Raw genomic sequence first — 21,479 nt, forward strand, 5'->3', positions numbered from 1 at the left:
CCATCTCCGCGAATCCATCTGAACGGACGCCAGCATAGGCAGGCGATATGCCAGGCGTGTGGCAGAACGGCAAACTATTCCGATGGGGCTATCGGCTGGTTTTTGGGTTCGGTGCCGGGTTCGGCGGATTCAGGGCCGGATTCAGGGCCGGCTTCGGCGTCGGCTTCCGCGTCCACTTCGCGCCAGGCATCGGCGGGCATCATGCGTTCGAAGCCGCTGTCGAGCACCTCGCGCAGCGTCTCGAGTCCGACCGCGCGGCAGAACAGGTAACCCTGCAGGGCATCGCAGCCGCGCTCGCGCAGGAATCCGAACTGCGCCATGGTTTCCACGCCCTCGGCCACGACCTTGAGGTGCAGCTGGTGGCCGAGCGCGATGATCGCCGCCGCCACGACCTGGTCATGCCCCGGGGTGGCGACGTCGTCGACGAAGGATTTGTCGATCTTGAGCCGGTTGATCGGCAGCCGCGTCAGGTAGTGCAGGCCCGAATAGCCGGTGCCGAAATCGTCGATCGAGATCTGCACGCCCAGCTCGCGCAGCCGGTGGAAGGTGTCGATGGTGGTCTCGGCGCCGTCGACCAGGATCCCCTCGGTCACCTCGATGGCGAGGCTCGCCGGCGGCAGTCCGGTCTGCTGCAGGCAGCGCGCGACCACGTCGGGAAACCCGGCCTGGCGCAACTGCAGCGGCGAGATGTTCACGGCCACCTCCATATCGCGGCCCAGCGCCACGCGCAGCGCCTGGATGTCGCGGCAGGCCGTGGCCAGCGTCCATTCGCCAAGCGCGCCGATCAGGCCGCATTGCTCGGCGATGGGGATGAACTCGGCCGGCGACATCGTGCCGCGCTCCGGCGTCTGCCAGGCGATCAGCGCTTCCACGCCGGTCACGGCCAGCGTGGTGGTATCGACGATGGGCTGGTAGCGCAGGTTGAACTCGTGCTCGTCGAGCGCCCGGCGCAGCAGCCCCTCGATGGTGAGGCGTGCAAGGGCCGCTTCGCCCATCTCGCTGGCAAAGCGGCGCTGCTGCGCGCGGCCGCCCTGCTTGGCGGCGTACAGGGCGGCATCGGCCGACTTGAGCAGGTCGGTCAGCGATTCGCCGTCGGTCGGGAACATCGCGATGCCCAGCGACGGCGTCACGCGCAGCCGCTGGCCGTCGATATCGAGCGCTTCGGACACCCGCGCCAGGATCTTCGAGGCGGCCAGCTCGGCTTCGCTGTCCTGGCGCAGCCCGCTCAGCACCACGGCGAACTCGTCGCCGCCCATGCGCGCGACCAGGTCGCCGTGGCGTACGGCAGCCTTGAGGCGGTCGGCAATGGTACGCAGCACGTCGTCGCCGACCGGATGGCCCAGCGAGTCGTTGATGTGCTTGAAATGATCGAGATCGAGCAGCAGCAGGCCCACGCGCTCGCCGTGGCGCCGCGCGTGCAGCAGCAGCACTTCGCAGCGCTCGGTCAGCCCGACGCGGTTGGGCAGGCCGGTCAGCGCGTCATGCATCGCCAGGTGGCGGATGTACTCGTCCACGCGGTGGCGTTCGGTCAGGTCGCAGGCAATGGCCTGGTACGCGCGCGGCTGGCCGTCTTCGGCCGGCAACGTGCACAACGTCACCTGCACCGGCAGGCGCGAGCCGCCCTTGCGCACCCACGTCCATTCGCGCTCGTCGAACAGCCCCAGGCGGGCCTTCGCCACCAGCGCGGGCAGCCCCGGTGCGACGGCTTCGCCGAGTTCGCGCGTCAGCTCGCGCGCACGTTCGGCCAGTTCATCGGCCACATGCAGGTCGGCGTAGCGCATGCCGACGGCCATCCCCGGGTCGGGATACCAGAGCATGTGCCGGCCCGCGCGGTTGATGCCGGTGATGCACCCGTCTTCATCGAAGGTGATGACGGACATGGGCGCGTGGTCGGCCAGGCTCGCATAGCGGCCGGCCTGCACGGCAGCCTGCTGGCGCGCCTGCCACAACTCGTCCAGGTCGGTCAGGATCCAGAGCGAGCGGGCGGACTCGCCGGCACTGTTGCCCGGCAGTCGCGCCATGCCGGCCCGCAGCGGGAAGCGGCTGCCATCCGCGCGTACGCCCTCCAGCTCGCGCTGGGCCGACGCCGGTCCGGACCGCGCGACCGATGCCATTGCAATGCCGGCAACCCCGGCCACCCCGGGCACCAGCCTGGCCAGCGCGCGGCCCTGCAATTCCTCGGCACTGGCGCCGAAGAGCTGTGCCGCGCGCGCGCTCGCGCTGGTTACCCTGCCCTCGGCATCGGTCACCAGGAAGCCATCCGCGGCAAGCGCCATGCAGGCCTGCAGCATGGCGTGGTCGGCCTCGCGGCGATTGTCGGCCGCCATGGCGTCCTGCCGGGCGGCCTGGCGCTGGCGTGCCAGCGCAAAGGTCAGCAGCGTCACCAGCAGCGTGGCCAGCGCCCCGGCGGCAGCCACCATGCGGGCGCGGTCGGTGCCCTGGGCCGCTTCGAATGCCGGGCGCGACGCCGCGCGCAAGGTCCAGGTCCGCCCGCCGTAGTCGAACTGGCGTTCGGCGGCGAGCATGGGAAGGTGCCCGTCGTCACGGCGCTCGCCGTCGGTGAGATCGCCGGACAAGAGCCGGCCGCGCGCGCTGACCGGGCCTTCATGGAGTGCCAGCACCAGCTCGCTCGCGGCGCGTCCCGTCACGCTGCGCATCAGGTCGCCCAGCCGCAGCGACGTATAGACATAGCCGATGACTGCGGCGCGCCGATCCTCGGCATTGCTGAACGCCTCGCCGCCGCCATACACCGGCAGGGCCACCAGCGCGCCAAGCTGGTGCGTCGGCGACTCGGCCTCGCGCTGCAGCTCCAGCCCGCCGGTCGCGCGCGGCTCGCCGCTGTCGCGGGCGGCCTCCAGCGCGGCGCGGCGCGGCGGGTCGGACAGCAGGTCGAAGCCGAGCATCCGGGCGTTGCGCCCGGCCAGCGGCTCGATATAGAAGACGGGCACGTAGAGATCGCGCAACCCCGGCGGCGTAATGCTGAAATCGGGCAGGCCGTCGCGGCGCGCGGCGGCGGCCAGGCGGGCCGTGCCATCGCGCGGGACCACCGGGGCATAGCCGACGGATTGGGTGCCGGGCGGCAGCTCGTCGAACTGCGCCGCGTACAGGTAGTTGCGCCACTGGGCGCGCGACGTGGCCGGGTGGGCCGTCATCAGCGCCGCCACGCCATGCAGCAACTGGTCGTTCTCCTGCAGCCGCGCGCGCAGCGCGACCGTGGCATCGGCCAGCAGCGCGTCGAAGCGCTGCTGCGCCAGGCGCTGCTCGGGTTGCGCCGCCTGCCGCCAGGCCGCCGCCGTCAGCAGCGTGCCGCCCGCGGCAACCAGCAGCGCGAGCAACACGGGCACGGCGGACGAGGGCAAACGCAGTTTCATGGCGGACGGGATTCGTGGGTTGCCGCGCGGCATACGCCCGCGCCCTTGCAGGCATCGCGGCACTATACCTTGGCACGTCGCACGCGCACAGTCCCGCACCGCACCGCACCGCACCGTCCCCGCTCTCCCAACGGGACAGCCCGACCGCCGGCAAACCGGGCAGGTGGTCAATGTCACCCCACACACGTTGCCCACCTGCCGTGACGCCGCCGGGTATGGTAGGGTTGTGCCGCTTGCGTTCCACCGCGCCCCCGCCTGCGCGGACACGGCCCGCGGCCAGCCGAATTCCGAACATCGCCCCCGCATGCCCGTCTTCTTGCCCACGCTGAAAGCGCGTATCGCGTTGATCACCACGGTTTTGGCCGCGGTGTTCGGTACGGGCATCGTGCTCACTTCGCTGTACGCGGTGCACCGCGACCTGCATGACGTGCTCCAGGACGAGCAGGACTCGATCGTCAAGCTGTCCGCCGACCAGCTCGACACCGCCATGCAAGACCGCATCATGCTGCTGAAGCAGCAGGCCGGGCAGCTTGGCGGCCTGCTCGCCACGGCGCGCGGCGCGCAGTCGCACGCCGCGCTGATCCAGGCACTGGCGCAGGTCCGGCGCGCCATTCCCGTTCCCGGCGCGTTCAACGGCCTGATGGTGGCCGACGCGCGCGGCACCGCGCTGGGCGACGGCGGCATGCTCGCCGAAGTCGGCGACCGCGGCTATTTCCGCGAAGCGGCACGCACGCGCGCGCCGGTGGTCAGCCCGCCGATCCGGGCGCGCACCAACGACCGCCTCGGCGTGATCGTGGCGGTGCCGGTCCTGTCGGCGCAAGGGCAGTTTATCGGCCTGGTGGCTGGGTGGCTCGACCTGTCGAGCTCCAACTTTCTCGCGGAAGTCCTGCACAACCGGCTCGGGACCACGGGCTTCTACTGCCTGGTGTCGGCAGGCAGCCGCCCGGTCTACGTGCAGCATCCCGATCCGGCGCAGGCGCGCCAGCCCGCCCGCGCCATTGGCGATACCTGCGGCCAGGAGGACCGTGCCGCGCTGTTCGAATTCCTGACGCCCACGCGCCCGGTGGTCTCGCGCTACCTGATGTCGACCACGGGCTGGGAACTCGTGGCGCTGCTCCCGGCGCGCGAGGCCTACACGCCGCTGCACCGCATGCAGGAGCGCCTGCTGATGCTGGCGGGGCTGGCGTTGCTGCTGGCGGCCGCGTCCATCTGGCTGGCCGTGCGCTACCTGCTGGCGCCGCTGACGCGGCTGCATGAGGTGGTCCGGGACAGCACCTCCGACCTGTCCGCCTTCGAACGCCTGCCCGAGCGGCAGCATCGCGACGAGATCGGCGACCTGGCGCGCGCGTTCACCCGCCTGATGCGCGACGTGCGCGACCGCCGCCACGAACTGGACCGCAGCGAGCGGCGCCTGCGTGCCGTGACCGACACGCTGCCGTCGCTGCTGGCCTTTGTCGATACGGAGGAGCGCTATGTGTTCAACAACATCGCCTATGAACACACCTTCGGCATGACGCTGGACGAACTGCGCGGCAAGACCGTGCGCGAAGTGCTGGGCGAAACGCGCTATGCCAGGGCCCAGCCGTTCCTGCAGCGCGCGCTGGCGGGTGCCGTGGTGACCTTCGAGTCCGAAGACAGCGATCCCGAATACCACTGCATGGAAACCAGCTACCGCCCCGAATGGAGCGCGGATGGCAGCGAAGTGGTCGGCGTGCATATCCACGTGCAGGACATCACGCCGCGCAAGCTGGAAACCCTGCGCCTGTCGCATATTTCCAGCACCGACCACCTGACCCAGCTATTGAACCGCAGCGCGTTCGAAAGCCGGCTGCAGCACGCCATGGCGGACTGCCGCGAAACCGGCGGGATGATGGCGTTGCTGTACCTGGACATGGACCGCTTCAAGGCCGTCAACGACATCCACGGGCATGCGGCGGGCGACCTGCTGCTGCAGGCTTTTGCCAAGCGCGTGCTGGGCTGCGTGCGCAAGCAGGACGCGGTGGCGCGCGTCGGCGGCGACGAATTCGCGGTCATCCTCGAATGCGTCGGCAGCGCGGCCGCGGCCCGCAGCGTGGCCACCGCCATCCTGTGCGCGGTAGGGCAGCGCTTTGAGTTCGAGGGCATGTTCGCCGATGTCGACGTCAGCATCGGCGTGGCGTTGTACGACGGCGGCCCGATACAGGACAGCGAGCTGCTGCGCCTGGCTGACGTGCTGCTGTACCGCGCCAAGAGCGCCGGACGGGGCCGGTACGAGATCGGCCCGCCGGAACTGGTGACCGTCGACAGCGCTCAGTGAACCGTGCCGCGCGGGGTGCCACCCGCGCTACCGGGCTCTTCGCCGCCGTCGCTGCCAGGCTCGTACGACACATGGCGGCCGTCGCTGGACTGGTAGCCCAGCTGCGCGTCGGCGCCGAGCATCTTCTGCCACGCGATCATGGCCTCGGCCACGGCGTTGGACTCGCCCTTGAAGACCACCACATCGTTGCCGCAGGACGGGCACTGCCCGCCAAAGACGGCGTCGATGCCGGGCAGGCCGGGCACGTCCAGCTCGTCGAATTCCTGGAATGCTGTCTTGCAATGGCCGCAGACCAGTTGCGCCGGGCGCAAGGCCTCTTTCTTCGCACGCGCCTCTTCCGCCCGCTGCTCGGGGGTACCCCGTCGTTTTGCCTCGCCCATGATGTCCTTCCTTTCCTGCCACATGTGAATGCCGTGTTTCCGATTAGAGCATGGCTTGGGGCGGCTGGTGCCGCTGCCATGGCCATTGCTGCGATCGGGCGTGCGGCGAAGGCGGCATTGTAGATCACTGCTGTGCAGCAAACCCGCCCCGGCAGGACGCCTCGGCGCCTGCTATTGTGGATAACGGTTGCCCGCGACTGCCGTTTCAGTCACCGCGGGTTTCTGCCTGTTGCCGTCACCGACCCCCAAAGGAGGACGCTCACATGATCCGACCCACCGTGCAGGAAAACGCCCGCCGCTACGCCGACTGCATTGCCGCCTGCAATGCCTGTGCCGCCGCCGCGCTCAAGTGCGCCGCGGCGTGCCTGGAAGAGCCTGACGTGCGCAAGATGGCGCGCTGCATCGCGCTGGACATGGACTGTGCCGGCATTGCGCAGCTTGCTGCGTCGTACATGCTGCGCAACAGCGAATTCGCCCCGCTGGTCTGCGAGGACTGTGCCGAAGTCTGCAAGTGGTGCAAGGAGGAATGCGAGCGCCACGATGCCGAACACTGCCAGGAGTGCGCGCGCGCGTGCGCGGCGTGCATGGAAGCCTGCCTGAAGATGACGGCCTAGCCGACGACGCATCACGGGCCGGCGCCTCGGGCGGTGCCGGCCACGTCACTCCACGGTGGCGGCCTACGCTGGCGCCTGCGGACCGGCTGGCACCGCCAGCGCGACAAAGGCCTCGATCAGCCGGGCATCGCGACGCTCCCGCAAGCAGTACAGGTACTCGTGCAGCTGCGGCGCGCCGCCGGTAAAGCGCAGCACGTGCAGGTCCGGATGGCTGGGCACTTCATGCAGCGCGATCACCGAGACACCGAGGTTGCGTATCACGGCCTCGCGGATCGATTCGCGGCTGCCGATTTCCATTTGTGATGCGCGCGAAACATTGGCCTGCGCGAGCATCTGCTCGGTGGCAATGCGCGTGGTCGATCCCGCTTCGCGCATCAGCAGCCGGCATCCCGCCAGCATGGCGGGCGTCACCTCGGCCTGTCCCGCCAGCGGATGGGTGCGATGCACCACCAGCACGAGCGGATCCACCCCCAGCAAGAGGCGCGACAGGCGCGGGTCATCCACGCAATGGGACGACATGGCGATATCCACGCGGTACTCCTGCAAGGCGTTGAGCACTTCCTGCGAATTGCCCATCTCGACCGTGACGTCGATGGCCGGGTAGCGCGCGCTGAAGCGCCGGATCAGGTCGAGCACGTAATACGGCGCGGTGGCGCCGATGCGCAGGCTGCCGGTGCGCAGGTCGCCCGAATGGCGCAGGAAGAAGTCGATCTCGGTTTCCTGCTGGACCAGCGTCTCGACCCGGGGCAGCAGCGCGAGCCCCGCATCGGACAGCGCCAGGCGCCGGCCGCCGCGATGGAAGAGCTCGACGCCATAGGCCTCTTCCAGTGCACGTATCTGCGCCGTGATGGTCGGCTGCGACAAGCCCAGGCGTTTGGCGGCCTGGGTCACGCTGCCAATGCGTGCCACCATGAAAAAGGACTTGAGCTGGGCGATAAGCATGCTGGTGGCAGGGGATTGGCGAGGCTGCCGGACACAATGAAGCACTATTCTAAAGGACGGCCATGGGCGCCCATGCCGCGCCACGGCCGGTCTCCCTCTCTCCCCGTTGCCAGGAGCTTGTCAATGTCCGCACCGTCTTCCTCCGCCACCCGCATCGAAAAGGACAGTCTCGGCGATGTGCCGGTACCCGCCGATCACCTGTGGGGCGCGCAGACCGAACGCTCGCGCCAGAATTTCCGCATCGGCAATGAAAAGATGCCGCCGGCGCTGATCGAAGCGTTCGCCATCCTGAAGCTGTGCGCCGCGCGCGCCAACCGCGAGCTGGACGTACTGCCGCAGGAACTGGCCGGCGCCATCGAACAGGCCGCCGGCGAAGTGATCGAAGGCCGCTGGCCCGATGAATTCCCGCTGTCGGTCTGGCAGACCGGTTCGGGTACCCAGACCAATATGAACCTGAACGAGGTCATCTCCAACCGCGCCATCCAGCTGCTCGGCGGCCAGGTGGGCAGCAAGAAGCCGGTACACCCGAACGACCACGTCAACGCGAGCCAGTCGTCCAACGACAGCTTCCCGACGGCCATGCATATCGCCGCCACGCGCGCGATCCAGCAGAAGCTGCTACCTGCGTTGGAGCTGCTGCAGCAGACCTTCGCGCGCAAGGTGGATGCGTTCGCCGACATCGTCAAGGTGGGCCGCACGCACTTGCAGGATGCCGTGCCGCTGACGCTCGGCCAGGAATTCTCCGGCTACATGACGCAGGTGGCCGACGCGCAGTCGCGGCTGCAGCAGGCCATGCTGCGCGCGATGCCCGTCGCGCAGGGCGGCACGGCGGTCGGCACCGGCCTGAACGCGCCACCGGGCTTCGCTGCCGCATTCGCGCGCGCGCTGGCCGACTACACCGGCCTGCCGTTCGAGCCGGCACCAAACCGCTATGCCCTGCAGGCCGCGCACGATGCGCTTGCGGACCTGTCCGGCGCGCTCAACACCACCGCATCCTCGTTCCTGAAGATCGCGCGCGATTTCATGCTGCTCGGCTCAGGTCCGCGCGCGGGGTTTGCCGAGTTGCAACTGCCGGCCAACGAGCCGGGCTCGTCGATCATGCCGGGCAAGGTCAATCCGACGCAGGCCGAGGCGCTGGCGATGGTGTGCTGCCGCGTGATCGGCAATCACACCACCGTCACGCTGGCCAATGCGCTGGGAACGCTTGAATTGAATGCTTACAAGCCGGTGATCGTCTACAGCCTGCTGCAGTCAGTGACGCTGCTGGCCGATGCGGCGTCGAGCTTCGCCGAACATATGGTCGAAGGCGTGGAAGCGGACCGGGAGCGCATTGCCGAACTGCTTGAGCGGTCGCTGATGCCGGTGACTGCGCTCAATCCGCATATTGGGTATGACAAGGCCGCCGAGATCGCGAAGCTGGCGGTCAAGCGCAATCTGTCATTACGCGAGGCGGCGATCGCGTCGGGTCATGTGACGGAGGAACAGTTTGCCGAGTGGATTGATTTGAAGGGGATGACCAGGGAGGTGTAGGGCTGCAAGACGGGACATTGCGTGGGCGATGTCCCGTCCGCCATCAGCGTGTTGCAGCACGCTGCCTCTACTGGTGCGAGGCCAGGCCCGAAATGGCGGCAGACCTCATCCCAATTGCGCGCGCTGTCATGACATGGCGGTGTACCGCCTTGCGCGGCGGCTCGCCCGCTGATAGCGTCGGCGATCGACCACGGAGCACACCAGCATGGATTCCACCCTCGCCCAATCCTGGCTGACCTTCAGCTCGCCCGTAGCCGCAGCACGCGCCGCCGGCCGCCCTTTGGTCGCACTGGAATCGACCATCATCGCGCACGGCATGCCCTACCCGGAAAACGTGCGAACGGCACGCGAGGTGGAGGGCGTGATCCGCGACCTCGGCGCCGAGCCCGCGACCATCGCCGTGATCGACGGGCGCATCCGCATCGGCCTCTCAGACGATGAACTCGAACGGCTTGGCGGCTCGGGCCAGGCACACAAAGTAAGCCGCCGCGACCTGCCAGCCGTGCTCGCCAGCGGCGATCTCGGCGCGACCACGGTGGCCGGCACGATGATCTGCGCGGCCCTGGCCGGCATCGAAGTCTTCGTGACTGGCGGCATTGGCGGTGTACACCGCGGCGCGCAAGAGACCTTTGATATCTCCGCCGATCTGCAGGAACTGGCGCAGACTTCCGTGGCGGTGGTGTGCGCCGGCGCCAAGTCAATCCTCGATATCGGGCTCACGCTCGAATATCTTGAAACCCATGGCGTGCCGGTGCTCAGTTGCGAGCAAGAGAATTTCGCGGCGTTCTACACGCGCGACAGCGGCTTTCTTGCGGATTACAGGCTGGATGATCCCGCCGAACAGGCGCGCTTCATCCGCACCAAATGGGATCTGGGCCTCGCGGGCGGCGTGCTGCTGAGCACGCCAGTGCCGGAGTCGGCGGCAATGCCGTCAGCGGACATCGATGCCCTGACGCAGCAGGCGCTCGATGAAGCCCGGATGCAAGGCATCACCGGCAAGGCGGTGACGCCATTCCTGCTGGCGCGCATCAAGGCGCTCACAGGCGGTCGCAGCCTGGCGACCAATATCGCGCTGGTGAAACACAACGCCGAAGTCGGCGCCAGGCTCGCGCTGGCACTGACCCGGGCCGCGCACGGCGCCGGGCCAGCCTAGGGTCGGCCCGGCGCGGCACATCGACGCGCGAGAGCCGAAGCCTGCACTTCAGTCCTCGGCCTTCTCCGGCGGCAACGCCTTGCCCAGCAGCTTGCCAAGCAGGCCGGTCTTGCCGGCGTTTTGCTGGCCCTTGGTTTTCGGCAACGCGCCGGCGCGATTGGCGCCTGCCTGCTTCATGTTGTTGTTGATCTTCAGGCCCTTGTTCTTTTCGAGATCGGTTTTCTTCACGGACATCATCCCAGGAGTCGAGCCCCGCATTGTACGCAGTGCGCCAGCCCGCGGGGCAAAGCCGGCCGTCTGGTCTACTTGCCGAACGCGCTGAATTTCAGCGCCAGGAACTCGACGAAAAGCCGGATGCGCGACGACAACTGGTGGCGCTGCTGGTACACGGCATAGATATTCGCCTCCGGCGTCGCATACTGCGGTAGTACCTGCACCAGCCGGCCACTGCGCAGGTAGCGCTCGATATCCCATTCCGCGCGCATGACGATGCCGTGGCCTTCCAGCGCCCAGTGCACGGCGATCTCGCCATCGTTCGTGGTGACGTTGCCGCGTACATGGATCGACTCCGTGCGCCCTTTGCCGCCCTTCACCGGCGTCAGGCGCCATACGCCATAGGCGTCGCTGCCCTGGCGGATGCCGATGCAGTTATGGCGCAGCAGGTCCGACGGCGTCTGCGGCACGCCACGCTCGCGCAGGTACTTCGGTGACGCGCACAGCAGGCGGCGGTTGGGCGCCAGCAGTTTGGCAACAATGCGTGCATCGGGCGGCTCGCCAAAGCGCACGCAGACATCGAACGCATCTTCGGTCAGCGGCGGCGGGTCGGCCGAGAGCTGCAGCTGCACGTCGACGTCCGGGTACTTGCGGCTGTATTCCGAGATCACCGGCGCCACGTGCATGCGGCCGAAGCCGAGCGTGGCATTGACACGCAGCAGCCCACTGGGCCGTCCCTTCGCACTGGTCAGCAACTGCTGCAAGTCGTCGATCTCGCCCAGGATCCGCCGCGCATGCTCCAGGAACACCTCGCCTTCCGGCGTCAGGCTCATGCGCCGCGTGGTCCGCGTCACCAGCGGCATGCCGATGCGCGACTCCATCTGCGCCAGCCGCTTGCTGACCGCCGCCGTGGTGATGCCCAGGTCGCGCGCTGCGGCGCTCAGGCTGCCGGCCGTCGCCACCGCGGCGAAGAAGCCCAGTTCCGACGGCTGGATACCGCTCGTGGTGGCCATATCGCTGTTAACCTCAGGTTAATAATGGTTTAACTCTAGCCCCGATCCAAAACCTCGTCTACCGGCCAGAATCCCCTCACGCAATTCAGCGGTGATCCCGACAGGAGACGAAGGATGAAGACGTACAAGATCGCAACGATTCCGGGCGACGGCATTGGCAAGGAAGTGGTGCCCGCCGGGCGCGAAGTCATGGAAGCACTGGCCGCCGCAGGCGCCGGCTTCCGCTTCGCGTTCGAGGACTTCGACTGGGGCGGCGACTACTACCGCCGGCACGGCGTGATGATGCCGGCGGACGGCCTGGACGCGCTGCGCGACAAGGATGCGATCCTGTTCGGCTCGGCCGGCGACAACCAGATTCCCGACCACATCACGCTGTGGGGCCTGCGCCTCAAGATCTGCCAGGGCTTCGACCAGTACGCCAACGTGCGCCCCACGCGCATCCTGCCCGGCATCGACGGCCCGCTCAAGCGCTGCGCGCCGGAGGACCTCGACTGGGTCATCGTGCGCGAGAACTCCGAAGGCGAATACTCGGGCGTGGGCGGCCGCGTCCACCAGGGCCATCCGATCGAAGCGGCGACCGACGTATCGATGATGACCCGCGTCGGCGTCGAACGCATCCTGCGCTTCGCGTTCAAGCTGGCGCAATCGCGCCCGCGCAAGCTGCTGACGGTCATTACCAAGTCCAACGCGCAGCGCCACGCCATGGTGATGTGGGACGAGGTGGCCGTGCAGGTCGCGAAGGATTTCCCGGACGTTACGTGGGACAAGGAACTCGTCGATGCCGCCACCGCGCGCATGGTCAACCGCCCGAAGACGCTCGACACCATCGTCGCGACCAACCTGCACGCCGACATCCTGAGCGACCTGGCCGCCGCGCTCGCGGGCAGCCTTGGCATCGCCCCGACCGGCAATATCGACCCGGAACGCCGCTACCCGTCCATGTTCGAGCCGATCCATGGCTCCGCTTTCGACATCATGGGCAAGGGGCTGGCCAATCCGGTCGGCACGTTCTGGTCGGTGGTGATGCTGCTTGAACACCTGGGCGAGCAAGCCGCCGCGCAGCGCCTGATGGCCGCCATCGAAGCCGTTACCGCGAACCCCGCCCTGCACACCGGCGACCTCGGCGGCACGGCCCGCACCGTGGACGTGACCAAGGCCGTCTGCGACTACCTCGCTGCGAACCGGCAGGCCAAGGCAGCCTGAGCCGTACCACCGCCACCGCCCGGCGCCCGCCGGGCCATGCCAGGCACGCCTGGCCCCGCGGACGCACATCACCGCCCCCAAGAGCGGCGTCCGCGGGCGCATTCCGCAGAACCAGCAGGAGACAGCAATGATTCAACGGCTACTAGGAAAGCTGTATGTCCAGGTATTGATCGGCGTCACCGCGGGCATCGTGCTCGGCGTGTGGGCGCCCGATATCGGCAGCAGCCTGAAGCCGCTTGGTGATGTGTTCATCAAGCTGATCAAGATGGTGTTCGCCCCGATCATCTTCGCGACCGTGGTGCTGGGCATCGCCCGCATGGAAAACATGAAGGAGCTGGGCCGCGTGGGCGTGCGCGCGCTGCTCTATTTCGAACTGCTGTCCACCTTCGCGCTGGCACTCGGCCTGATTGTCGTGAACCTGGTCCAGCCCGGCGCCGGCATGAATGTCGATGCCTCGCACCTCGACGCCAAGGCCATCGCCAGCTACACGCACGCCGCCGAAAAGCCGCACACCTTCATCGAGTTCCTGATGAACCTGGTGCCGTCGAGCGTCATCGATGCACTGGGCCGCAACGACATCCTGCAGATCCTGGTGTTCGCCACGCTGTTCGGCATTGCGCTGTCGCATATCGGCACGCGCGCCAAGCCGGTGGTCGATTTCCTGGATTCCTTCACGCACGGCATCTTCACGATCGTGGGGATGATCATGCGCCTCGCCCCCATCGCCGCGTTCGGCGCCATGGCCTTCACCGTGGGCAAGTACGGCCTGGGCTCGGTGGTGTCGCTGGGCAAGCTGATGGGCACCATGTACCTCACCTGCTTCCTGTTCGTCGTGATCGTGCTCGGCGGCGTGGCACGGGTGTCAGGATTCAGCCTGTGGAAGTTCCTCAGGTACATCCGCGACGAGCTGTTCACGGTACTGGGTACGAGTTCCTCGGAGTCCGTGGTGCCGCAGCTCATGCGCAAGCTGGAAAACGCGGGCGTGTCCAAGCCGGTGGTCGGCCTGGTGGTGCCGTCCGGCCTGACCTTCAACCCTGATGGCCAGTGCATCTACTACACCATGGCCGCCATCTTCATCGCGCAGGCCACCAATACGCCGCTGACGCTGATGGACCAGCTGGTCGTGCTCGGGGTGCTGCTCCTGACCTCCAAGGGTTCGGCGGGCGTGACCGGGTCGGGCTTCATCACGCTGGCGGCCACGCTGGCCTCGCTCGGCAAGATCCCGGTAGCCGGCATGGTGCTGCTGCTTGGCGTGGACCGCTTCATGTCGGAAGCGCGCGCCATCACCAACACGATCGGCAATGCGGTGGGCACGCTCGCGATTGCACGATGGGTCGGCGCTGTGGATCAGCAGCAGCTTCAGGATGCGCTGGACGGCAAGATCGCCGGTGACGAGCAGGTCATGGGCGAGCAAGCGGAAGCGGCAGCGGCCGGCACCCGCGTGACCCGCATCGCCGATGCGCACGCCGGACTCCAGCACTGAGATGACGGGACTGACCATGGATGCCCTGCAGGCCCGTTCGCTGCTCCAGAACATGTTCCGCGCCGCCATCGACGCCGCGCAGCCTTCGCTGACGCTCGCCGCCCACCTGCCCGAACGGCCGCGCGGCCGCACGCTGGTGATCGGCGCCGGCAAGGCCTCCGCGGCCATGGCCCGCGCCTTCGAGGCGGCCTGGCCGTGGCCCGTCGAAGGACTGGTGGTGACCCGCTACGGCTATGCCGTGCCGTGCGAGCGCATCGAGATCGTCGAAGCGGGGCACCCGGTGCCCGATGCGGCGGGATTCCAGGCGGCGCGTCGCATGCTCGAAATGGTTTCGGGCCTGACCGAAGACGACCTCGTGATCTGCCTCGTGTCGGGTGGTGGTTCTGCGTTGCTGCCGTTGCCGCTGGCCGGTGTGTCGCCGGAAGACAAGCAGGCGATCAATCGCGCGCTGCTCGCCTGCGGCGCCACGATCACTGAGATGAATTGCGTGCGGCGCCACCTCTCCGCGATCAAGGGCGGGCGGCTTGCGGCAGCGTGCCATCCGGCGCGCGTCTGCAACCTGCTGCTGTCGGATGTGCCAGGCGACGACCCGATCGATATCGCCTCGGGCCCGGCAGTTCCCGACCCCACCACGCGTGACGACGCCATCGACATCATCCGGCGCTATGGCATCGACGTGCCGCGCCATGTGCTCGACGCGCTGGCCTCCGAAGCGGCGGAGACCATCAAGCCCGCCGACCCGCGCTTGCCGCGCATGCAGACCGCGTTGATCGCCACGCCGCGCCTGGCGCTTCAGGCGGCTGCGCAAGTCGCGCGGAACGCCGGCCTGCCCGTGTTCGTGCTCGGCGACGCCATCGAGGGCGAGGCGCGCGATGTCGGCAAGGTGCTGGGCGGCATCGCGCTGGAAGTCGCGAACCATGACCAGCCGTTCCCCGCCCCGTGCGTGCTGCTCTCGGGCGGCGAGACTACCGTGACGGTGCGCGGCAAGGGGCGTGGCGGACGCAACGTCGAGTACCTGCTGTCGCTGGCGCTCACGTTGCGCGGCCAGCCCGGTGTCTATGCCCTCGCGGGCGATACCGACGGCGTGGACGGCCAGGAAGAAATCGCCGGCGCCATCGTCACCCCCGACACGCTGCGGCGCGCGTGGCAGCTTGGCATCCGCCCGCAGGACGCACTGGCCGCCAACGACGGCCACGGCTTCTTCGAGGCCCTTGGCGACGCCGTCGTCACCGGACCCACCCTGACCAATGTGAACGATTTCCGCGCGATCCTGATCGCGCGCTGACCAGGAGTAAAGCATGAGACGCCTTCGCAACGCCAAGATCGTGGCAACACTGGGCCCGGCAAGCTCGACCCCGGAGATGATCGAAGCGCTGTTCGAAGCCGGTGCCGATGTGTTCCGGCTCAACTTCAGCCACGGCAGCCATGAGGACCACCAGCAGCGCCTGGACAGCATCCGCGCCATTGAGCGCGAGCGGGGCCGCCCCATCGGCGTGCTGCTGGACCTGCAAGGCCCCAAGCTGCGCATCGGCACGTTTGCCGGCGGCCCCGTGCAACTGGCCGGGCAGGCGCCGTTCCGGCTTGATCTCGACGCTACCGCGCCCGGTTCCCAATCCCGTGTCAGCCTGCCGCATCCTGAGATCTTCGCCGCGCTGCGCGAAGGCACCGAGCTGCTGCTCGACGACGGCAAGATCCGCCTGCGCGTGGACCAGTGCGGTGCCGACTTCGCGCAGACCACGGTGATCAACGGTGGCGCACTGTCGGATCGCAAGGGCGTGAACGTGCCCGGCGTGGTACTGCCGCTGTCGGCGATGACCGAGAAAGACCGGCGCGACCTGGACTTCGGCCTGACGCTCGGCGTCGACTGGATCGCGCTGTCGTTCGTGCAGCGGCCCGAGGACATCCAGGAGATCAAGGAGATCGTCCAGGGCCGGGCCGGAATCGTCGCCAAGCTGGAGAAGCCGGCGGCGATACAGAGCCTGGAGGCCATCGTCGCCGAAGCGGACGCCGTGATGGTCGCGCGTGGCGATCTTGGCGTGGAGATGCCCGCCGAGCTGGTGCCGTCGTTGCAGAAGCAGATCGTGCGGGCCTGCCGCAAGGCCGGCAAGCCCGTGATCGTGGCCACGCAGATGCTCGAATCGATGATTGCCTCGCCGGTGCCGACCCGCGCGGAGGCGTCGGACGTAGCGACTGCGGTCTATGACGGCGCCGACGCCGTGATGCTGTCGGCCGAGTCGGCATCCGGCCGCTACCCGGTCGAAGCCGTGACCATGATGGACAGCATCATCACGCGCACGGAATCGGACCCGCTGTACCACGACGCCATCCAGGCATCGCATACGCCGCCGCGCGCCGAGGCCGCCGACGCGATCGGCTACGCCATCCGCCATGTTGCGGGCCTGCTCAAGGTACCGGCGACGGTGGCCTACACCAGCTCCGGCTACTCGGCCCTGCGCATGGCGCGCGAGCGCCCCGAAGTGCCGATCCTCGGCATGACGCCGCGCGTGGCCACCGCCAGGCGCCTGGCGCTGGCGTGGGGCGTGCATGCCGTGCTGTGCCACGAAGTGGTGGATGTGCTCGAAATGACGGAGCTTGCCAGCCGCACCGTCTTGCAGGAGCGCTTCGGGCAGCGCGGCGAGTCGATCGTTATTTCCGCGGGGCTGCCGTTCACGGTCGCCGGGACCACCAACCTGCTGCGTATTGCACAGGTTCAATAAAGCACAGGTTCAATAAGCAAAGATTCGACAGAGCAGAGACATGTCACTGATCCAGGAAGTGCGGGGCTACGAGATCCTCGATTCGCGCGGCAATCCGACCGTTGCCGCCCAGGTATTGCTTGCGGACGGTTCCACTGGCTTCGCCGCGGCACCGTCCGGCGCCTCGACCGGCTCGCGTGAAGCGATCGAGCTGCGCGATGGCGACCGCACGCGCTACTTCGGCAAGGGCGTGCGCAAGGCAGTCGGGCATATCAATGACGATATCGGCCGCACGCTGGCAGGCATGCCCGCCGGGAACCAGGCCGAGCTGGACGCATGCCTGATCCGGCTGGACGGCACGCCCGACAAGTCGCGCCTTGGCGCCAATGCCTTGCTGGCGGTATCGCTGGCCAGCGCCCGCGCCGCCGCCGCATCCGCCGGCGTGCCGCTTTACCGCAGCATCGGCGACAGCGAACGCGCAACGCGCCTGCCTCTGCCCATGATGAACATCATCAACGGCGGCGCGCACGCGGACAACAGCGTCGACATGCAGGAATTCATGATCCTGCCGGTGGGTGCCGAGACTTTCTCGGAGGCCGTCCGCTGGGGTGCCGAGGTTTTCCATACGCTCAAGTCCGTGCTGAAGCAGCGCGGCCTGTCCACCGCCGTGGGCGACGAAGGCGGCTTCGCGCCGGACCTGAGCAGCAACGAGCAGGCGCTGGAAGTGATCATGCTCGCCATCGAAGGCGCCGGCTTCAGGCCCGGCCGCGACATTGCGCTGGGCCTGGACGTGGCCAGTTCCGAGTTCTATCGCGACGGCTTCTACGAGCTGCGCTCCGAAGGCCGCGCCTACGACGCCGGCGATTTCGTGAACCTGCTCGCCAAATGGACGCGCCAGTACCCCATCGTCACGATCGAGGACGGCATGGCCGAAGGCGACTGGATGGGCTGGAAGCAGCTGACCGGCAAGCTCGGCACGCAGGTCCAACTGGTTGGCGACGACCTGTTCGTCACCAACACGGCGATCCTGCAGGAAGGCATCGAGCGCGGCGCGGCCAACGCCATCCTGATCAAGCCCAACCAGATCGGCACGCTCACGGAAACGCTGGATGCAATCGACCTGGCCGAGAAGGCCGGCTATGCGTCGGTGATCTCGCACCGCTCCGGCGAAACAGAGGACACCACCATCGCCGACCTCAGCGTCTGCACGGCCGCCACGCAGATCAAGACCGGTTCGCTGAGCCGCTCGGATCGTGTCGCCAAATACAACCGGCTCCTGGTCATCGAGGCGGAGCGGGGAGGCGCGGCGACGTTCGCCGGGCGCGCGGCACTTTCGGTGCCGGCCTGACCGCCATCCATTAAATCAGCCTTACCCAGAAGCAAAAGCAAAAAAGCAAAAAAGCAAAAAAGCAAAACCATAACCATCACAACAGGAGACAGCCAATGCGCACTACCCTTGTTTTGCGGAACCTCGTTCGCCTCTCGGTGCTGACGGTCGGCTTCGCCGCCTCTTCGGCCGCGCTATCGCAGGAATGGCCCGCGCGGCCGATCAGCCTGGTGGTACCGTTCCCGTCCGGCGGCACCACCGACGTGCTGGCGCGCGCGCTCGGCGACCAGTTGTCGAAGCACCTCGGGCAGCCCGTCATCGTCGAGAACCGGCCGGGCGCCGGCGCGACGGTAGGCGCGGACTACGTCGCCAAGGCGAAGCCGGACGGCTACACGCTGCTGATGGGCGCGGTGCACCACACCATCGCAACAAGCGTCTACAAGAAGCTGCCCTACAGCTTCCAGAAGGATCTGGCGCCGGTGGCAACGGTGGCGATGGTGCCGAACGTGCTCGTCATCAACGCCGCGAAGACGCCGGCGAAGAACGTCGCGGAACTGGTCGCGCTGGCGAAGAAATCGCCGGCGGAGTTTGCGTATGGTTCCAACGGCAATGGCACGGCGCAGCACCTGATCGGCACGCAGTTCCAGGCGGCAACGGGCGCGCCGTTGCTGCATGTGCCTTACAAGGGCAGCGGTCCGTTGACGACGGATTTGCTGGGCGGGCAGGTCACGATGTCGTTCGATACGCTGACCACGGTGCTTCCGCACATCAAGGCCGGCAAGCTCAAGGCGCTGGCGGTGACGACGGCAAAGCGCTCCAGCGTGCTGCCCGATGTACCGACGCTCGAAGAATCTGGCCTGAAGGGCTTTGATATCGGCACGTGGTTCGGTGTGCTGGCGCCGGCGGCAGTGCAGAAGCCGATCGTCTCAAGGCTCAGTGCCGAGATCGTGAAGATCGTGAAATCGCAGGATTTTCAGCAGCGCATGCTGGCTGCGGGTGCGGAGCCCATGGTGGGCACGGCTGATGAGTTTGCAAAGCGCATCAATGATGAGACGGTCAAGTTCGCGAAGCTGGTGAAGGAAGGGAAGGTGGCGATCGAGTAGCGACGAGCGGCCTCCGAGTGTCTTCAGCAACTACATGTTCGAAGGCATATGTGTACTCAGCGTGAGGCGGAATACACCTTCCAGGGCATATTTATCGCAAAAAGGGGAATCGCAGGCCTGGCACCGAAGTTGCAGATAAGCGGGTATGGACGGTTCAAATGTTGTCGAGATAACGCCGTCCTTCACGATCACGAACGATTGGAGACATCCATGAATGCACCCGCACTGCGCTTCGGCGCGCTTGCCGCACTGACCGCGCTTTGCCAGATGGCCAGCGCCGCGGAGCCATTCCGCATCGGCGCATTGGTAGACATGTCCGGAGTCTACTCGGGCATCGGTGGTCCCGGCGGTATCGCCGCCGTCAAGATGGCGGTCCAGGACTTCGGCGGCAAGGTGCTGGGCCGGCCCATCGAGGTGCTGGGCGCCGACTATCAGAACAAGGTCGATATCGCTTCCACGCGCGCCCGGGAGTGGTATGACCGGAACAACGTCGAGATGATCATCGAGTCCACCGACTCGGCCTCGGCCCTCGCGCTGCAGAAACTTGGCGAGAGCAAGAAGAAGGTCACGATCTTCGCGGGTTCCGCCACCACCGAGCTGACGGGCAAGCAGTGCTCGCCCTACGGCATCCACTACGTCTACAACACCTATGCGCTGGCCAACGGCACGGCGCGTGCCATCCTGGAAGAAGGCAAGAAAGACTGGTTCTTCATCACCGCCGACTATGCGTTCGGACATTCGCTTGAAGCGAATGCCGTCAGCGTGGTGGACCAGTTGGGCGGGAAGGTAGTCGGCAAGGTGCGCCACCCGCTGTCGGCATCGGATTTTGCCTCCTTCCTGCTGCAGGCGCAGGCGTCGAAGGCGCAGGTAATTGCCCTGGCGAATGCCGGACGCGATACCCAGAATGCGGTGCGCCAGGCGTCGGAGTTCGGACTCGGGGGCGGCAAGCAGGTGGTCGCACCGCTGCTGATTTTCGACAGCGACCTGAAGGGCATGGGTCTGAAGGCGGCGCAGGGACTGCAGTTCACCACGGCATTCTATTGGGACTACAACGACGAGACCCGCGCCTTTGGCAAGAAGTTCTTTGCGCAGACCAAGATGATGCCGACCATGGTCCAGGCCGGCATGTACTCTGCGGTGACGCACTACCTGAAAGCGGTACAGGCGGTCGGCAGCGCGGACCCGGACAAGGTCATGGCCAAAATGCGCGCGACGCCGGTCAACGACTTCTTTGCCAGGGACGGCCGCATCCTGGCAAACGGGCTGATGGCGCATGACATGTACCTGGCCGAAGCCAAGAAGCCGTCCGAATCGAAGGGCGAATGGGACTTGCTGAAGATCCGCAAGGTCATCCCCAAGGACAAGGCTTTCGAGCCACTGGAAAAGAGTGCCTGCCCGCTCAAGGGCTGACGCACTCTGGCACTGAGGTGGCCACGCTGCTGGCCACGTTTCAACGTCGTTGTCTCCGGGCGTCTTTCCACGGCCGCCGCATTGCTGCGGGCGTGCGGAAGACGCTTCCTCTTCTCTCCAGATGGGCTTTTCACCTGTTATGCCGGATTTCATTCTGCAGACGCAGCGCTTGTCCAAATCATTCAAGGGCTTCACTGCCGTCAGTGATGTCGACCTGAATGTTCGCCGCGGCTCGATCCACGCCTTGATCGGCCCGAACGGCGCCGGCAAGACCACCTGCTTCAACCTGCTCACCAAGTTCCTGGAGCCGACCAAGGGCACCATCGTCTTCAACGGCGTCGATATCACGCGCGAGAAGCCCGCGCAGATCGCGCGCCGCGGCGTGATCCGTTCGTTCCAGATCTCGGCCGTGTTCCCGCACCTGACGGTGATGGAGAACGTGCGCATCGGCCTGCAGCGCCAGCTGGGCACCGCGTTCCAGTTCTGGCGCAGCGAGCGTTCGCTCGACGTGCTCAACGGCCGCGCCATGGAACTGCTCGAGCAGGTCGGCCTGACCGAGTTCGCGCAGACGGTCACGGTGAACCTGCCGTACGGGCGCAAGCGCGCGCTGGAGATCGCCACCACGCTGGCGATGGAACCCGAGCTGATGCTGCTCGACGAGCCCACGCAGGGCATGGGCCACGAAGACGTGGATCGCGTCACGCAGCTGATCAAGAAGGTCTCGGAAGGACGCACCATCCTGATT

At 67.1% G+C, this 21,479-nt stretch carries 17 protein-coding genes; 12 read left to right on the top strand and 5 right to left on the bottom strand.

Annotated features, from left to right (window positions below; genetic code table 11):
- Positions 1–74: 74 nt before the first annotated feature.
- Complete coding sequence (locus tag AC3FKH_RS15565; RefSeq protein ID WP_488676761.1) at positions 75–3,371, bottom strand: bifunctional diguanylate cyclase/phosphodiesterase; 3,297 nt, start codon at positions 3,369–3,371, stop codon at positions 75–77.
- A 304-nt stretch (positions 3,372–3,675) separates the two neighbouring features.
- Here AC3FKH_RS15565 and AC3FKH_RS15570 point away from each other — a divergent pair, with 304 nt between their 5' ends.
- On the top strand, positions 3,676–5,667 hold the full coding sequence (locus AC3FKH_RS15570) for a sensor domain-containing diguanylate cyclase (RefSeq protein ID WP_488676762.1): 1,992 nt from the start codon (positions 3,676–3,678) through the stop codon (positions 5,665–5,667).
- Here the strand turns inward: AC3FKH_RS15570 and AC3FKH_RS15575 are convergent.
- Positions 5,661–6,047 (bottom strand): hypothetical protein, encoded by a 387-nt coding sequence (locus tag AC3FKH_RS15575; RefSeq protein ID WP_488676763.1) that lies wholly within the window; start codon positions 6,045–6,047, stop codon positions 5,661–5,663. The two genes, AC3FKH_RS15570 and AC3FKH_RS15575, sit on opposite strands and share 7 nt — an antisense overlap.
- 263 nt (positions 6,048–6,310) lie before the next feature.
- On the opposite strand from AC3FKH_RS15575, the gene AC3FKH_RS15580 reads away from it, so the two are divergent.
- Positions 6,311–6,661, top strand: a complete 351-nt coding sequence (locus AC3FKH_RS15580) for a four-helix bundle copper-binding protein (protein ID WP_483712660.1) — start codon at positions 6,311–6,313, stop codon at positions 6,659–6,661.
- 63 nt (positions 6,662–6,724) lie between these two features.
- On the opposite strand, the gene AC3FKH_RS15585 is transcribed toward AC3FKH_RS15580, so the two are convergent.
- Entirely contained in the window at positions 6,725–7,603 is an 879-nt protein-coding gene (locus AC3FKH_RS15585) for a LysR family transcriptional regulator (RefSeq protein ID WP_488676764.1), read from the bottom strand.
- A gap of 123 nt (positions 7,604–7,726) precedes the next feature.
- Between AC3FKH_RS15585 and fumC the strand changes: the two genes are divergently transcribed.
- Both fumC and AC3FKH_RS15595 read left to right on the top strand, forming a co-directional pair.
- Positions 7,727–9,133 carry a class II fumarate hydratase gene (gene fumC, locus AC3FKH_RS15590; protein WP_483733250.1) on the top strand — a complete coding sequence of 469 codons (1,407 nt, stop codon included), beginning with the start codon at positions 7,727–7,729 and terminating at the stop codon, positions 9,131–9,133.
- A 205-nt stretch (positions 9,134–9,338) separates the two neighbouring features.
- The gene (locus AC3FKH_RS15595; RefSeq protein ID WP_488676765.1) at positions 9,339–10,286 is read left to right on the top strand and encodes a pseudouridine-5'-phosphate glycosidase; all 948 of its coding nucleotides are present in this window, start codon (positions 9,339–9,341) and stop codon (positions 10,284–10,286) included.
- A 48-nt stretch (positions 10,287–10,334) separates the two neighbouring features.
- Here the strand turns inward: AC3FKH_RS15595 and AC3FKH_RS15600 are convergent, their stop codons facing one another.
- Together AC3FKH_RS15600 and AC3FKH_RS15605 are read right to left on the bottom strand one after the other, a co-directional pair.
- Positions 10,335–10,523: a hypothetical protein gene (locus tag AC3FKH_RS15600; RefSeq protein WP_488676766.1), complete on the bottom strand. Its 189-nt coding sequence runs from the start codon at positions 10,521–10,523 to the stop codon at positions 10,335–10,337.
- 65 nt (positions 10,524–10,588) lie between these two features.
- A complete protein-coding gene (locus AC3FKH_RS15605) occupies positions 10,589–11,512 on the bottom strand; it encodes a LysR family transcriptional regulator (protein WP_488676767.1) in 924 nt (307 codons plus the stop codon).
- A gap of 114 nt (positions 11,513–11,626) precedes the next feature.
- Between AC3FKH_RS15605 and AC3FKH_RS15610 the strand changes: the two genes are divergently transcribed.
- From AC3FKH_RS15610 to AC3FKH_RS15645, 8 genes are all read left to right on the top strand, one after another.
- On the top strand, positions 11,627–12,715 hold the full coding sequence (locus AC3FKH_RS15610) for a tartrate dehydrogenase (protein WP_488676768.1): 1,089 nt from the start codon (positions 11,627–11,629) through the stop codon (positions 12,713–12,715).
- A 127-nt stretch (positions 12,716–12,842) separates the two neighbouring features.
- Positions 12,843–14,198, top strand: a complete 1,356-nt coding sequence (locus AC3FKH_RS15615) for a dicarboxylate/amino acid:cation symporter (RefSeq protein WP_488676769.1) — start codon at positions 12,843–12,845, stop codon at positions 14,196–14,198.
- A gap of 1 nt (position 14,199) precedes the next feature.
- Positions 14,200–15,483, top strand: a complete 1,284-nt coding sequence (locus tag AC3FKH_RS15620; protein WP_488676770.1) for a glycerate kinase type-2 family protein — start codon at positions 14,200–14,202, stop codon at positions 15,481–15,483.
- A gap of 13 nt (positions 15,484–15,496) precedes the next feature.
- A complete protein-coding gene (pyk, locus tag AC3FKH_RS15625) occupies positions 15,497–16,915 on the top strand; it encodes a pyruvate kinase (protein ID WP_488676771.1) in 1,419 nt (472 codons plus the stop codon).
- A 40-nt stretch (positions 16,916–16,955) separates the two neighbouring features.
- Positions 16,956–18,242 carry a phosphopyruvate hydratase gene (eno, locus tag AC3FKH_RS15630; RefSeq protein ID WP_488676772.1) on the top strand — a complete coding sequence of 429 codons (1,287 nt, stop codon included), beginning with the start codon at positions 16,956–16,958 and terminating at the stop codon, positions 18,240–18,242.
- Between the two features lie 95 nt (positions 18,243–18,337).
- Positions 18,338–19,324 (top strand): Bug family tripartite tricarboxylate transporter substrate binding protein, encoded by a 987-nt coding sequence (locus tag AC3FKH_RS15635; protein WP_488676773.1) that lies wholly within the window; start codon positions 18,338–18,340, stop codon positions 19,322–19,324.
- 210 nt (positions 19,325–19,534) lie between these two features.
- On the top strand, positions 19,535–20,734 hold the full coding sequence (locus tag AC3FKH_RS15640) for an ABC transporter substrate-binding protein (protein WP_488676774.1): 1,200 nt from the start codon (positions 19,535–19,537) through the stop codon (positions 20,732–20,734).
- A gap of 139 nt (positions 20,735–20,873) precedes the next feature.
- On the top strand, positions 20,874–21,479 hold a 606-nt coding region (locus tag AC3FKH_RS15645; RefSeq protein WP_488676775.1), incomplete at its 3' end, for an ABC transporter ATP-binding protein.

It is taken from the genome of Cupriavidus sp. 21MJTG02-4 (genome assembly GCF_057798975.1).